General features: G+C 66.7%; 10 protein-coding genes. 6 read left to right on the forward strand and 4 right to left on the reverse strand.

The features are described from left to right. Positions 1-260 precede the first annotated feature (260 nt). Positions 261-1,022, forward strand: coding sequence for a Rossmann-like domain-containing protein (locus BKH28_RS06110; protein ID WP_075417953.1), 762 nt, complete (start codon positions 261-263; stop codon positions 1,020-1,022). Between the two features lie 184 nt (positions 1,023-1,206). On the opposite strand, the gene BKH28_RS06115 is transcribed toward BKH28_RS06110, so the two are convergent. Beyond that, positions 1,207-1,752, reverse strand: coding sequence for a hypothetical protein (locus BKH28_RS06115; RefSeq protein ID WP_075417954.1), 546 nt, complete (start codon positions 1,750-1,752; stop codon positions 1,207-1,209). Positions 1,753-1,928: 176 nt separating this feature from the next. On the opposite strand from BKH28_RS06115, the gene BKH28_RS06120 reads away from it, so the two are divergent. Further along, complete coding sequence (locus tag BKH28_RS06120; RefSeq protein ID WP_075417974.1) at positions 1,929-2,450, forward strand: peptidylprolyl isomerase; 522 nt, start codon at positions 1,929-1,931, stop codon at positions 2,448-2,450. 186 nt (positions 2,451-2,636) lie between these two features. Next, positions 2,637-3,491: a rhomboid family intramembrane serine protease gene (locus tag BKH28_RS06125; protein ID WP_075417955.1), complete on the forward strand. Its 855-nt coding sequence runs from the start codon at positions 2,637-2,639 to the stop codon at positions 3,489-3,491. A 493-nt stretch (positions 3,492-3,984) separates the two neighbouring features. On the opposite strand, the gene BKH28_RS06130 is transcribed toward BKH28_RS06125, so the two are convergent. Beyond that, positions 3,985-4,446 (reverse strand): cell division protein CrgA, encoded by a 462-nt coding sequence (locus BKH28_RS06130; RefSeq protein WP_081380065.1) that lies wholly within the window; start codon positions 4,444-4,446, stop codon positions 3,985-3,987. A 195-nt stretch (positions 4,447-4,641) separates the two neighbouring features. On the opposite strand from BKH28_RS06130, the gene BKH28_RS06135 reads away from it, so the two are divergent. Beyond that, positions 4,642-5,415, forward strand: coding sequence for a class E sortase (locus tag BKH28_RS06135; RefSeq protein ID WP_075417956.1), 774 nt, complete (start codon positions 4,642-4,644; stop codon positions 5,413-5,415). Continuing rightward, complete coding sequence (locus tag BKH28_RS13535) at positions 5,415-5,573, forward strand: hypothetical protein (RefSeq protein ID WP_178388837.1); 159 nt, start codon at positions 5,415-5,417, stop codon at positions 5,571-5,573. The genes BKH28_RS06135 and BKH28_RS13535 overlap by 1 nt, the downstream gene beginning before the upstream one ends. Positions 5,574-5,798: 225 nt before the next feature. On the opposite strand, the gene BKH28_RS06140 is transcribed toward BKH28_RS13535, so the two are convergent. Continuing rightward, positions 5,799-9,215, reverse strand: a complete 3,417-nt coding sequence (locus tag BKH28_RS06140; protein WP_075417957.1) for a hypothetical protein — start codon at positions 9,213-9,215, stop codon at positions 5,799-5,801. A 138-nt stretch (positions 9,216-9,353) separates the two neighbouring features. Beyond that, positions 9,354-10,730 carry an anaerobic C4-dicarboxylate transporter gene (locus tag BKH28_RS06145; protein ID WP_075417958.1) on the reverse strand — a complete coding sequence of 459 codons (1,377 nt, stop codon included), beginning with the start codon at positions 10,728-10,730 and terminating at the stop codon, positions 9,354-9,356. A gap of 550 nt (positions 10,731-11,280) precedes the next feature. Between BKH28_RS06145 and BKH28_RS06150 the strand changes: the two genes are divergently transcribed. Further along, positions 11,281-13,668 (forward strand): transglycosylase domain-containing protein (locus BKH28_RS06150; protein ID WP_075417976.1); only part of this gene is annotated, 2,388 nt, incomplete at its 3' end.

Here is a 13,668-nt window from a genome sequence, read left to right on the forward strand (position 1 = left end):
CTGCAACTCAACAGCAATCAATATTACGGTCGAGTGTCGACAAAGAATTACGTCGTCGGTCGAAAAGTAATGCATCGGTGTTCTTTTGCATCAGCAATGCGCGCACGGCCGTGGTGTGAAGAGCTCCGCTCAGATCTGTCTCCACTGACGTGATGCCGTGAAGAACCGTTGAGGCGCTGGAGTGAAGGGCTGCGCCGTCGGACGGGACTGCTTAGGATAGGCCAGGCTCAGTTACCACCTGGTTGCAGAAGGATGAGGTCATGTCACAGCCATGGAAGATCTACGACGCGCTTCTTGACGGACTGCCTGAGGACGTCGTCGTGCGGACGTCGGGCCAGGGGCCCCGCTGGAGCCGCGTCCTCAACTCCGCCGGCGGTGTCGGCACGGCCTGGACCATGGACGTGCGCAGCCGCCCGGCCCTCAGCGACGACGGACCGCTCGATGGGCGGCCGCTGCGCGACGTCGGTGCCCTGGTGAAGTCCTGGAACCTGGCTGAGGCCAGTATCGGCCAGGCCGCCATCAACTCCTGGTACTCGCGGGAGGAGACGGCCGCAGCCAACGGTTTCGAGCCAACCGGTGAGGGACTGACCTGGCGCCAGGTCTTCGACCCCTACCAGGAGATGATCGTCGGCAAGAGGGTGGCGGTCATCGGGCACTTCCCCTTCGCCGAGGCCGCCCTGGCCGGTGCCGGTGAGTACATCTGTCTTGAGCGCAACCTTCAGCCCGGCGACTGGCCGGACAGCGCCTGCGAGTACGTCCTGCCCGAGTGCGACCTCGTCTTCATCTCGTCATCGAGCTTCGTCAACAAGACCGCGCCGCGCCTCATTGAGCTCTCCCGTGACGCGCACACCGTCCTGGTCGGTCCGTCGACGCCGCTCAACCCGGTTCTCCTCGACTACGGCGTGGACACCATCACCGGTTTCGTTGCGGCGAGGTCCCTCGGCGACCCCGCCTCCCTGGCTGAGATGGTCCCGGCCGGCGACATCGGTCCCGGCTTCCGGGTTCACCGTCATCGGGTCTGAGCCGGCCCATGCCGGCTCCGGCCACCGGCGCGACGGGGCTGGCGATCCCCGTCCGCCGTTGACACCGGGGCCTGCCGGCAGGACATCGACCGCACTCCAAGTCCCATGGAGTGATCACAGAAACGACGACGGCGCCGCGCAGGTGGAAACCCGCGCGGCGCCGTCGTCGACGGAACTGGGGCCGTCAGGCCTGAGCGTCCTCGGGGCTGATGCCGTAGCCGGCCTCATCCTCGGTGGAGTCGGCCCAGTACTCCTCGGCCCACGGGTCCTCAACCGGCTGGCTACGACGCCACACGACGTAGGCGCCGGCAGCGGCCGCGCCGGCGACGGCGAGCCAACCCAGGGTCTTGAGCACGCGGTGCTTCTTCTGCTTCTTCACGGGAACCTCCAATGCGGCGGACTTTGCGGCAACAGCCACGCGCTGGGCGCGCTCTGTCAGGGTACCGTCCGTACCTGCGGCAGCCTGGGCAGCCACGGCGGCGCGCTGCGCACGCGGGATGTAGTCCTCGACAACCCGGTGGCGGGCATCGTGGACCACCGGCTCCAGACGCTCCTGTGCGTCCTTGGCGGCGCGGGCCACACTCCCGGCGGCCTTGCTGACGTGGGGAGCCGCCCACTGGGCTGCCTTCTCAGCCTGGCCGGCGACGGACCCGGCGAAGGATGCTGCCTCCTTGCGCAGATGAGTGGTGTCGAGTTTCTTGTCGCAGCATGTCTTCGTCAGGCAGGACATGGTTGCCTCCCAGGTTGGAAACGGATACAGGCGGTTGTTGTGCAACGTGCACCAATGGTCGCACCCTCGAGCGGCCTGGCCCACACGATGTCCAGACGTTTTGCCTGGGGTGAACAGCGCCGCACGCCGCCCAGGGTTCATACCGATGTGCTCAGGACCGTGTCACCATGGCACCCATGGAAGCGACTCTTCACACCAACCTCGGTGATATCCGCCTGGAGCTCTACCCCGAACAGGCTCCCGAGACCGTCTCCAACTTCGTGGGGCTGGCCACTGGCCAGAAGGCTTGGACGGATCCTCGCACCGGCGAGGAGTCTCACGCCCCGCTGTACGACAACGTCATCTTCCACCGTGTCATCCCCGGCTTCATGATCCAGGGCGGTGACCCGCTGGGTGACGGCACCGGGGGCCCCGGCTACGTCTTCGACGACGAGATCGACGCCTCCCTGACCTTCGCCGCCCCCTACGTCCTGGCCATGGCCAACGCCGGCCGCCGCCTGGGTAAGGGCACCAACGGCTCGCAGTTCTTCATCACCACTGCCCCCACCGAGTGGCTCCAGGGCAAGCACACGATCTTCGGCGCCGTCACCGACGAGGCCTCCCGTGCCGTCGTCGACGCGATCTCCGGCGTGGAGACCGACCCACGTGACCGCCCGGTGCAGGAGGTCATCATCACCTCGGTGGACATCACCGAGTAGTCCCCCAGGAGGGGATGGACGGCCGCTCAGCCTCGGCCGACCTGCCACCGCGCCGCTACCGAACCACCGGAATCGGGTGTGATTCGCCCCTGTGACGCCGCCGGGACCCGCGTCCCGGCGGCGTCGTCGTACCCGGTCCACCTGTCACAACACACTCAGCCCCGATCATCCGCACAGGAGTATCCGATGACCTCGACGAACTCGTTCGCACAGCAGGCACCGCCGGTGTGCCCGCGGCACCCGGACACGGTGGCCTACGTGCGCTGCCAGCGCTGCGACCGACCCACCTGTCCCACCTGCCAGGTGCCCAGCTCCGTGGGGGTGCACTGCGTGGACTGCGCTCGTCGGTCTCAGGCCGGTCGACGCCAGGCGCGCACGCTGCTGGGTGGGAACATGGTCTCCGGCGCCCTCGTCACCAAGATCCTCCTCGGTCTGTGCGTCGTCGTCTACGCGCTTCAGGTCCTCGCCCCCGGCCTGGCGACGCAGTCGCTGGATTTCCGGCTGGGCTTCCTGCCGGTACTGGCAGCCCACGAGCCCTGGCGGTTCCTGACCACCGCCTTCCTCCACGCGAACTACATGCACCTCGGCTTCAACATGTGGGCTCTGTGGGTGCTGGGCGGCACCCTTGAGCCGGTGCTCGGGCGGTGGCGCTTCGCCAGCGTCTACCTGCTCAGTGCCCTGGGCGGCTCGACGGCGATCTACTGGCTCTCCTGGCCGGGCACCGAGTCCTGGATCACGCTGACGGTGGGGGCCTCGGGAGCGGTCTTCGGCCTGTTCTCCGCCATGTTCATCGTGCAGCGGCGCTTTGGACGAGACACCTCGGGGATCGTGGCGCTGGTGGCGATCAATGCCGTCGTCTCCTTCCTGGGCGCCAACATCTCCTGGCAGGGGCACCTCGGCGGACTCCTCGTCGGAGGGATCGTCTCGGCGATCTACGCCTGGGCTCCTCGGGGGAGGCGAAAGGCCGTGGGGATTGCCGGAACCATCGCGGTCGTGGTGGCTCTTGTGGCGCTCAACATTCTTCGGGCCTTCCTCGCCTGAGACGCCGTCCGCGGTCCGCACGGTCGTGAATGACACAGGTGGAAGAACACCGCTGTGGTTCATCCACATCTGTGGACACAGGTGTGGAAACACAAGCATGTAGTTATCCACAGGTGTGTCCACACATGGGGAAAGTCGACGTGGGTTGTGGGGAGTTGGTTGTCCACGGATCCACAGGAGATCTGTGGAAGACGGGGGAGGAGTGGGCCGGAGCCGGCGTTGAACCATGACCTCCTGGCCCCTGGGCGGGAGCTGGAAGTGGCCGGGCAGGGGAAGGTGGGGCCGGCCCGGGGTGAGGGCGCCCGGCTTCGCCGCCAGGGGCCCGTGGAGTCAATCAGGCCCGCGGCCCGTCGTGGACTCCGGGACAACCAGCCCGCCCCGGTCTCCTGCCCGAGCGAGCGTCTCAGAAGTGAGGAGACACGACAACGACAAGGCCCCCGAGCCGGTGCTCGGGGGCCTTCGCGGATGTCTGTTCACATGAGCATCTGAACTGTCACTTCCAGCGCAACAGACCGAGGAAGCCAGACATCATGATGAGGAAGCCGATGTAGAGGTTGCCGTTGTACAACCAGTCATACATGTGATGCTCGGTGAAGTAGGGCAGCGGGTACTTGCCGTCGAAGAGGTAGGTGGTGACAACCCACAGCAGGCCGATGACCAGGAGCGACACCATGGTGGGGGCGTACCAGCGCGGCGAGGCGGTGTCCTTGATCTTCTTGGGTGTGCGCGATACCCGGTTCGCCGCAGCGCGCGACTCCTCCTCGAGAGCCTTGGCCGCCTTGGCTGGGTTGCCGGAGCGCTCAGGGTGCTTCTTCTTCGATTTCGACGACGAGCTCTTCTTCGAGCCCTTGTCCTTCTCAGTGCCCTTCACGCTGTTCTTGCCGGAGCTCTTCTTCGAGACCTTCTCCGAGCTCTTGTCGGCGTCGTCCGTTGTGGACTTCTTCTCCGAGGCCACCCTGGGTCTCCTCACTGGTTGGGGGATGGTGGCATGAGACCACCGCAATACATCCGGCCCTAGCCTAGGACATGCTGTGAAGCTTCCTCACGGTGCACCCTGTGATGAGTCCACCACTCCTGGCTGGTCATGTGGGGGGTGTGCCCCCTTAGACTGGCCGCTAGCCCGATGATGCCCTAGTTCTGAGGAGGGGCGATGACTGGAGGAGGTCTTGTGCGACACCGAGCGCCCGGCCAGAGTCGTGCTGTCCGAATCTTCAACGGCGCCTTGACCGGAATCGGCGAGCTGCTCATCACCGCTGGCCTCGTCGTCGCCCTTTTCCTGTGCTGGCAGCTGTGGTGGACCGGCATTGACGCCAACGCGAGTGCGCAGGCGGTGGCCACCCAGTTCCATGAGAAGCAGGTCGAGTCACCTCAGAAGGCGGGCGAGAAGCACACCGACGCCCCGCCCGTCATGGAGCAGGTCGGCTACGGCGAGACCATCGGGATGCTCGTCGTCCCCAAGTGGTACGGCGTCACCAACAACAACATGCCCATCATGGAGGGCACCGGATCCGACGTCCTGGACCAGGCCGCGGCGGGCCACTACACCAACACCCAGCAGCTCGGAGAGCTCGGCAACTTCGCGATCGCCGGGCACCGCCGCACCTATGGCAACTCCTTCCGCCGCATCGACCTGCTCCAGGAGGGTGACGAGATCATCGTCTCCACCGCCAAGACCTGGTACGTGTTCAAGGTGACCGGTCACGAGCTCGTCCAGCCCGAGCAGGTCGAGGTCATCGCCCCGGTGCCCAACCAGCCGGACGCCCAGCCCACCGACCGATACATCACGCTGACCACCTGCCACGGGTCGACCGCCGGTGAGTTCGGCAATGACCAGCGCTGGATCGTCCACGCGAAGTTCGCGTACTGGATGGACCGCTCCGAGGGCCGTCCGGACTCCGTGCTCAACGATCCGGGGGTCAACTGATGTACGGCTTCATCTGGCGGCACCTGCCGGGGCCTGCGTGGCTCAAGGCCATCGAGTCGCTCATCCTCATCGCCGGGATCGTCTACGTGCTCATGCAGTACGTCTTCCCCTGGGCCAACGCCACCTGGCACCTGTCCGGCAACGCCGACGTCGGCTGACGCCCGCCTCAGACCTCACGGAAGCCCCCGCAGGCACCGGAATGGGAGCCGGCGGGTAGGAGGCCGGGGCGTCCAGATCCGTGACAAAGGCTCGTACTGCTCTCATCGAGACGGAGCGCGTGTGGGGAACAGGAATCCTGTTCCCCACACGCGCTCCGTCGTCGTCAGCGAGGTGGCGTGCGGCCGGGCCCGCGGGAGGTCGGTGCGGGCCCGGCGCGACGGCGCTCAGGCCAGCGATGGCTGGAGGCCGAGCGTGCCCACGAGGTGCTCGCGGTAGGCCGGAGAGCTGACCTTGTCCAGCCAGGCGCGGGCCTCGGCCAGGCGGCCCTCGATGTTCAGGCGCTCGACGACTTCCTCATTGTTCTCCGCGGTGTAGAAGCGGGTGAGGTCCTCGATGGCCTGGTGGGCCTGGCGGGTGTCGCGGGCGACCTTGGCGTCCAGGCGCTCCGCGTACCACGACGAGCTCAGGATGTTCTCGCGCTCGAACAGGGCGCGGAACTCCGGGCTCGTCAGGTCCCAGCCCTCGCGGGAGGTGCCGTCGATCATGATCTCCAGCAGGGCCCGCAGTGGCGGCACGGCCCACTCGATGGAGCCGTCGGCCCGGTAGTGCTCGGCCACCACCTTGTGGGTGGTGACGATGATGTCCACCGAGTCGGCGAAGACCGCCTCGTCCTGCAGCTCGGGACGCAGCATCTCCTCGGTGAAGACGACGTCGGGGTGCAGGAAGATCCGGCCGAAGAAGGTCGAGGCGAAGGCCTGGTTCATGCGGTAGCCCAGGCGCGAGGCCTGGACGGTGCGGCCCTCGTACTCGAAGTCCTCGATGCGCTCGAGGTAGCCGCCCTCGACGAGGTGGTGGGCGTCTCGCTCCTCAACGCTCATGCGGGAGAAGATCTCCGGGATGAGCAGCGAGATGTCGTGGGCCACCTGGACCTTCGGGCCGATGTAGCCGGCCGAGGACAGCCAGCCGTCGTAGCCGCTGAGGGCGTAGGACAGCAGGGCCGCGTTGAGGTCGTAGATGGCCGGCAGCGCGTTGAACGGGGACTTGGTCAGCGCCCCCTCACTACCGGCGCCCGTCGTCGAGGGGGACTTGCCGGTCATGGACGAGATGAACTCCATGAACAGCTCGGGCAGCTCCATGTAGTGCAGCGGGTTGTAGGCGCACAGCGGCGGAACCCCGTCCTCGGGCGGGTTGTTGCGGCGCCCGGCGGCGACGACGTCGACGCTGTGGCGCAGCGGTGCGTCCAGGGGCACGTCCCGGAAGAGGTGGTTGGTCAGGTCCGCCAGCGCCACATCCTTCGGGTTGGCGATGTCGGGACGCACTTGGAGGTAACGGGGGTTCTTGGTGGGGGCGCCGTTGACCAGGCGCGGGTCGGCCGTGGAGACCCAGTAGGTCTGCTCGGCGGAGTCCTCGGCCTCGGGCAGGGCCGCGGCGCGGGCCACCAGGTCCTGCATGGGCTGGGTGAAGCGGGACAGGCCGGGGGCGTCGGCCGCCATCGCCCGCGCGTCGGCGGGCGTGAGCGGCTGGAAGTTGGAGATGAACAGGTCCGCCTGCGCATCCGACATGTCCGACTCGGTCTGCTTGTCGTAACCGCGCACGATCGCGTCGTCGGGCCGCTGGAAGAGCAGGGACTCGCAGTTGGTGACGAACTTGCGCGACAGCTCCGAGTCCGGGGTGGAGACCAGTCCGCCGGGGGCCACGATGGAGGCGGTGATGTCGTCCTCGGTCTGGACCTTGGCCGCCGGCGAGAAGTCCGGGCGCAGGGACAGCAGACGCCAGGCGCCGTCGTCCTCGAAGCCCACGCGCAGCATGTTGACCTTGATGACCTCACCGTCCAGGCGCAGGGAGTTGCCCTTGCGGCCGTTGATGATGCCCACGGAGAAGTGGCTGCGCCAGTCCTCGCCCCAGCTGGGCTGGTAGAAGCGCTTGACGGTGAAGATGAGCTCCTTGATGTGGGCCGGGATCGACTCCAGGAAGGCGTTGTACTCCTCGGTGTACATCGACGACGGCGTCAGCAGCTTGATGACGCTTCCCAGCGAGCGGCGCTCGGAGAGGATCGAGCGGTGGTTGTCGCTCTTGTTGGCCGGGTCGACGAAGCGGTCGGCGTAGTTGCCGTCGAGGATCGTCTGGACGGCGTCGAAGTCCTCGTCGACGTCGCCGACGTAGGCCTCACCGAAGACGAAGGCGTCCAGGAGGGACTTGGAGATCTCCGACTTGCCGCCGCCGGAGACGGTGGCCGGCTTGTGGGCCTGCGTGGACCAGGGGGCGGTGCCCACCAGGTGCCACTGGGTGGCGTCGCCCTCGCGGTGCTTGGCGTGGACCCGGTAGCCGTTGGGGGCCACGTAGGTGTTGCTCACCAGCAGCGGGATCGAGGCCTCCTGGCCGTCGGGGCCGGTCCAGGTGATCGTCTGGTTGCGCATGGAGTAGTGGGCGCCGGCGGGGACCAGCACGATGGTCGGGTCGTCGACCACGACGGCGGAGCCGTCCTCGCGCACCTCGAAACGGCCGGGATTGCGCTCGACGACGTGCTCGAGGGTCAGGCTCTCGGGCGTGTGGGTGTCGGTGTACTCCTGGCTCAGGTTGTAGCGCGGGTAGGCGACGGCGCCGCCGGCGTGCTCCTCCTCCACGCAGCCGAAGAGGTTGGCCGAGTACCCGATCTGGGTCTTGACCTCCTTCTTGCAGTAACCGAAGTAGTTGTCCGCGATGACGGTGACGATGACGCCGCGCTCGTCGCGGGCCACGCACTTGAAGGCCTTGCCGCCGTTGTAGAGCTCGGCCTCGTCCTTCCAGCACTGGCCGTCGCGGCGCTGGCGCTCGGTGGCCTCCTCCCAGGAGGGCAGGCCCAGCTCCTTCTTGGTCAGGGTGGTCAGGTGCGGGGCGAGAATGACGCAGCCGGTGTGACCGGTCCAGGACTCCGGGGCCAGGGAGGAGTCGTTCTCCGGCAGGTAGGGGTCGCCGCCGTTGCCGAAGATGCCCTCGACGAAGTCCAGGTTGGAGACCAGGCCGCCGGGGGCGATGAAACGGATCTCCATGGAGCGCTCGGCGGAGAAGCCGGGGACCTCGGGCACGACGACGGGGCGCAGCAGCAGGGACACGAAGCAGCGCGCCGGATCCTCCTGCCGGGAGGCCCAGGGCAGGGTCAGCAGGTCCTCGGGGGCCTCCACGGCGTGGGCCAGCAGGCGGGCGAAGACGTCGCGCGGGACGGCGATCTTGTCGTCGGGGATCGGCAGGCCGCCCTCGGCGACGTGGAAGACGCCGGCGGTGGTGCGGCGGTCGTTGCGGGGATTGTGCAGGACGCCGCCGAGCACCCGGTAGCTCTCGACGTAGTCGGAGGTGAAGCTGGTGGAGTCCGCCGGCAGGGACAGTGCCCGCGCCAGACCCGGCTGGTCCAGGACGAAGGTTGAGCGGGGCAGCCTTGGGGTGGCGGCCGCTCCCTCCAGGTAGGAGTCGAGGAAGGTCTGAATGCGCTGGTCAGCGGCACAGGGGCGGTGGGCCAGGCGGCGGGAGAGCTCGCGCTGGCGAGCCAGGATCGGGGACATGAGACGGTCCGCCTCACTCTGCTTGACCTGTGCCGGGGCGGAGATCCCCAGCAGCTCCAAACGCAGGGCGATGGCGGAAGTGGTGGCCGCGTCTGTTGTTGTCATGGCACGAGCCTAGACAGACGCGACGACACGACCCTGTTACGTTCTACCCAGAAGGACGGCTTCAGTGGTGTGTTCGACGTCGCACCTGCCGGCCTGCGTTTGCTGTCCGCGTCGAGTGGCAGGTACGACGTCGAGTGCTCAGGACAGGAGCATCTGGGACAGTGCGGTGCCCACGATGCAGGAGGTGAGTACTCCAATGAGCCCGGGCACCAGGAAGGAGTGGTTGATGACGTACTTGCCGATGCGTGTGGTGCCGGTGGGATCGAAGCCGATCGCCGCCAGGTCCGAGGGGTACGTGGGCAGGATGAAGTACCCGTAGGAGGCGCCGATGAACCCGACGACGACGACCGGGCTCACCCCGAGCGACAGGGCCATGGGGGCGACGATGAGCAGGCCGGCCGCCTGGGAGTTCACCAGCTTGCCGATGATGAACAGGACGATGGCGTACATCCACACGTGTTGGGACAGGACGCCCGCGAGGCTGTGCTCCAGGCTCTCCAGGTGGGCGTGGACGACCGTCTCGGTCATCCAGGCGACCCCGAAGATGGAGAACATGGCGGTGGCCCCGGCCTTGAACACGGCGGTGGAGGCGATCTTGCCGGCTTGCACCTTGCAGGTCAGCAGGATGAGTGCTCCGGCGGCGAGCATGACCATCTGGATGACCAGGTTCATGCTCAGGCGCTCCAGCGCGCCGTCGTCGCCCGTGGGGAACTGGGGACGCAGCACCTCGAAGGCGCCCAGGATGACGACGGCGGCGATGGCGCCCAGGAAGATCCAGGTGGCGCGGTAGGCCTCGGATGGGAACGCCTTGCCGATGAGGGTCTCGGAGCTGGATTGAACGGCGGCGCGGAACTCCGGGTTCTCCAGGCGCTTCTGGTACTCCTCGTCCTTGTCCAGGTCCTTGCCCCGGCGCATTGACCACAGGGAGGCCAGGAGCACCCCGCACAACGACGCCGGGATGGAGATCGCCAGGATCTGGAGGACCGACCAGTGCCGGTCGGTGTTCTTGGCGATGATGGAGACGATCGAGACCGTGGCGACCGAGACCGGTGAGGCCGTGATGCCCATCTGGGCGGCGACCGAGGAGGCGGCCATGGGACGTTCGGGTCGGATGTCCTTCTTGATGGCGATGTCCGCGATGATCGGGAGCATCGTGTAGACGACGTGGCCGGTCCCGCACAGGACGGTGAGGAACCAGGTGACGCACGGCCCCAGGATGGTGATCTGCTCGGGATGTCGGCGCAGGACCCGTTCGGCCACCTGCATCATGACGTCCAGGCCGCCGGACTGCTGGAGGGTGGCGGCGCATCCGATGACGGCCAGGATGGTGAGGATGACGTCGACAGGGGCCTCGCCCGGCTCCAGGCGGAAGCCGAAGACCAGAACCAGCAGCCCGATCCCGGCGATGAGACCGAGGGCGATCCCGCCCTTCTTCGCCCCAATGATGAGGCAGGTGAGGATGATGACGACTTGAAGGATGATGCTGAGGGTCTGAAGGGTTGAGCTGGCGTCCATGGCGGATCTCCCCGGTTGAGCCGGACGGGCGAGGGTCGGTGCTTCTCGAGCAGGCGAGGAGCCGATGCGTGAAACTGACCACCTGTCAGGGTTCGGCTCAGTGTCTCACCAGCAGTCGGGGACCATTGTCCTGGTGGATATCGGCTGTTTTCGGAGTGCTTCGTTGCGGTCTGGGCGCGAACTCACATTCTGGTTCCCGCTGCACTATCACCGGCCACCAAAGCGCATGAGTGCACTGTTCGGAGCGATTTAGGTGACATCCAGATAACGTGAGTCGGCGGCGTCATGGCTGGTTCCCAGGCCCGCATCGCTACCATCACTGCCCTCTGTTCCCCCATACTGGACGTATGTCGGTGCCCGATGTGGCTTGTCCGCAGCGATCACTCCCGATCGCCGTCGGCGGTCCCGCAGGATGGTGACCGGCGTCCGAGTCGGCGCCAGCAGCCAACATCGGTCATGATTAGGACCTCACGTCGCAACCGGAGCGTTATCCCCCGCGCCGTTGCGGCACCCAGTCACCTTGGTGACAGTCAACCGAAACGAGGAGCGCGTGGCAGAAGGCACGAATGGGAGCGGACCCAGCCGCCCCGTCGGCAACAAGCCGACCCGAGTGACCGGCGCCGGTCGGCAGACCCTGGGCAGGGTCTCGGGGGCTGGTAAGAAGCCCGGAAAGGAGCGCAAGCGGTCAAAGGCCGAGCGCTCCAAGGACGCCGCCTCGGGGCGCAAGCGCCGTTTCTTCAACTACCCCCGCGCCGGTAAGGGGCGGATTCACCGCTGGATCCCCAGCTGGCGATTCGTTCTGGGCGTCTTCCTGCTGGGAGTGCTCAGCACCATCGGCGCCTTCATGTGGGCCTACAACACCATCAAGGTGCCCAAGCCCAGCGAGTTCGCGCTGGCTCAGAGCAGCACGGTCTACTACGCCGACGGAACCTCGGAGATGGGGAAGTTCGCCGAGATCAACCGGCAGTCCGTGGATGCCTCCACCCTGCCGGACTACGTGGGCAACGCGGTGGTGGCCTCTGAGGACCGCACCTTCTACTCCAACAAGGGCGTCGACCCCAAGGGCATCGCGCGCGCCCTGGTCAACAATCTGCGCGGAGGCGACACCCAGGGCGCCTCGACCCTGACGCAGCAGTACGTGAAGAACTACTACGTCGACACCACCAGCTCCTACACCGGCAAGTTCAAGCAGGCCATCATGGCCATCAAGATCGACCGGGAGAAGCCCACGAAGGAGATCCTGGGCGACTACCTCAACACGGTCTACTACGGCCGCGGCGCCTATGGCATCGAGGCGGCCTCGCAGGCGTTCTTCGGCAAGCCCGCCAAGGACATGACCCCCTCGCAGGCCGCGCTCCTGGCGGGGATCCTGCCCTCCCCCAGTGCCTGGGATCCGGCCGAGAACCCGGACAAGGCCCAGGAGCGGTGGGGACGAGTCCTGCAGTTCATGCTCGACGACGGCTACATCACCCAGGCTCAGTACAGCGAGGCCAAGCAGACGGGAATGCCGAAGACCGAGGAGTCCCAGACCAAGCAGGTCTACGCCGGCACCAACGGTTACCTGCTCCAGATGGTGCGCTCCGAGCTCGAGAACAAGGCGAAGATCTCGCCGGAGCAGATCGACACCGGTGGCTTCAAGATCGTCACCACGATCAACAAGAAGGACCAGGAGGCCGCGGTCAACGCGGTCAAATCCCTGCCGCCCGGCGCCTCTCCGAACCTGCGCAAGGCGCTGGTGTCCATCGATCCCAAGACGGGTGGCCTGCTGGCGCTCTACGGGGGTGACGACTACCTGACCAGCCAGGTCAACACCTCAACCGATGCCATCGCCCAGGCCGGCTCCACCTTCAAGCCCTTTGCGCTGGTGGCCGCCCTGGAGAACGGGTGGTCCTTGAACAGCGGTTATCCGGCCACTTCGCCGATGACCATTGAGGGTCATGAGTTCCAGAACTTCAAGAACGTCTCCCTGAAGTGGGCCAGCCTCACCCAGGCCACGGAGCAGTCGCTCAACACCCCCTACCTCCAGCTCAATCAGGAGCTCATGAATGCTGAGGACCTCGAGGAGGGGATCACGGCCAAGGTGGCGAACCGTGCCGGCTACCCGGAGTCGACCGAGGGGTTGAAGACCCCGGAGCAGCGGACTCTCGTCCAGAACGTCCTCGGGTCGGCCTCCCCGCACACGATCGACATCGCTACGGCCTACTCCACTTTCGCCGCGCAGGGCATCAGGCGCGACACCCACATCGTGGCCTCCCTCAAGAACCCCGATGGCTCGGACCGCTACGCGGCGGACACCAAGGGTCATCGAGAGTTCGATGAGGACGTCATGGCGGACACGACCTACGCCCTCCAGCAGGTCGTCTCCGGTCCGAACGGTAGTGCGGACAAGGTGGCCGCCCAGATGGATCGCCCGGTCGCCGCGAAGACCGGATCGTCGTCGGACAACAAGTCCGCCCAGTTCGTGGGCTTCACTCCGCAGGTGGTGACTGCGGTCACCCTCTACCAGACCGGAGCGGACGGCTCGGAGGAGTCGATTGAGCCCTGGGGCGACTATGAGGAGATCACCGGCTCGACCTATCCGGCGGACATCTTCATCAACTACATGACGGTCGCCCACGAGGGGCTTGAGGTCGAGGAGTTCCCCCAGCCGGCCGAGCTGCTGGCCACCCGTGGCGGAACGGTTCCTCAGACCGCCAAGCCCACCGGTGAGCCGGAGGAGGAGGCGACTGCGACTCCCACTGCTCCGCCCGAGGCGACTGCGACCCCCACCCCGCAGCCGACCGCCGAGCCGACGCCGCAGGGCACCCCGCAGCCTGAGGGCGGGCAGAAGACCGAGCCACCGGACTCCGAGAAGAAGCCTGGAGGAGGCCAGGACGACAGCGGTGACGACGACCAGAACGGTAATGGCGGCGGCCAGGGCGGCGGCAACAATGGCGGC

Source organism: Actinomyces oris (assembly GCF_001937665.1).
GTDB classification, from domain to species: domain Bacteria; phylum Actinomycetota; class Actinomycetes; order Actinomycetales; family Actinomycetaceae; genus Actinomyces; species Actinomyces stomatis.

What these genes read in the sequence shown, in the direction of transcription:
- BKH28_RS06110 (WP_075417953.1), top strand. Translation starts at nt 261, where the DNA reads ATGTCACAGCCATGGAAGATCTACGACGCGCTTCTTGACGGACTGCCT.
- BKH28_RS06140 (WP_075417957.1), bottom strand. Translation starts at nt 9,215, where the DNA reads ATGACAACAACAGACGCGGCCACCACTTCCGCCATCGCCCTGCGTTTG.
- BKH28_RS06115 (WP_075417954.1), bottom strand. Translation starts at nt 1,752, where the DNA reads ATGTCCTGCCTGACGAAGACATGCTGCGACAAGAAACTCGACACCACT.
- BKH28_RS13535 (WP_178388837.1), top strand. Translation starts at nt 5,415, where the DNA reads ATGTACGGCTTCATCTGGCGGCACCTGCCGGGGCCTGCGTGGCTCAAG.
- BKH28_RS06145 (WP_075417958.1), bottom strand. Translation starts at nt 10,730, where the DNA reads ATGGACGCCAGCTCAACCCTTCAGACCCTCAGCATCATCCTTCAAGTC.
- BKH28_RS06120 (WP_075417974.1), top strand. Translation starts at nt 1,929, where the DNA reads ATGGAAGCGACTCTTCACACCAACCTCGGTGATATCCGCCTGGAGCTC.
- BKH28_RS06125 (WP_075417955.1), top strand. Translation starts at nt 2,637, where the DNA reads ATGACCTCGACGAACTCGTTCGCACAGCAGGCACCGCCGGTGTGCCCG.
- BKH28_RS06135 (WP_075417956.1), top strand. Translation starts at nt 4,642, where the DNA reads ATGACTGGAGGAGGTCTTGTGCGACACCGAGCGCCCGGCCAGAGTCGT.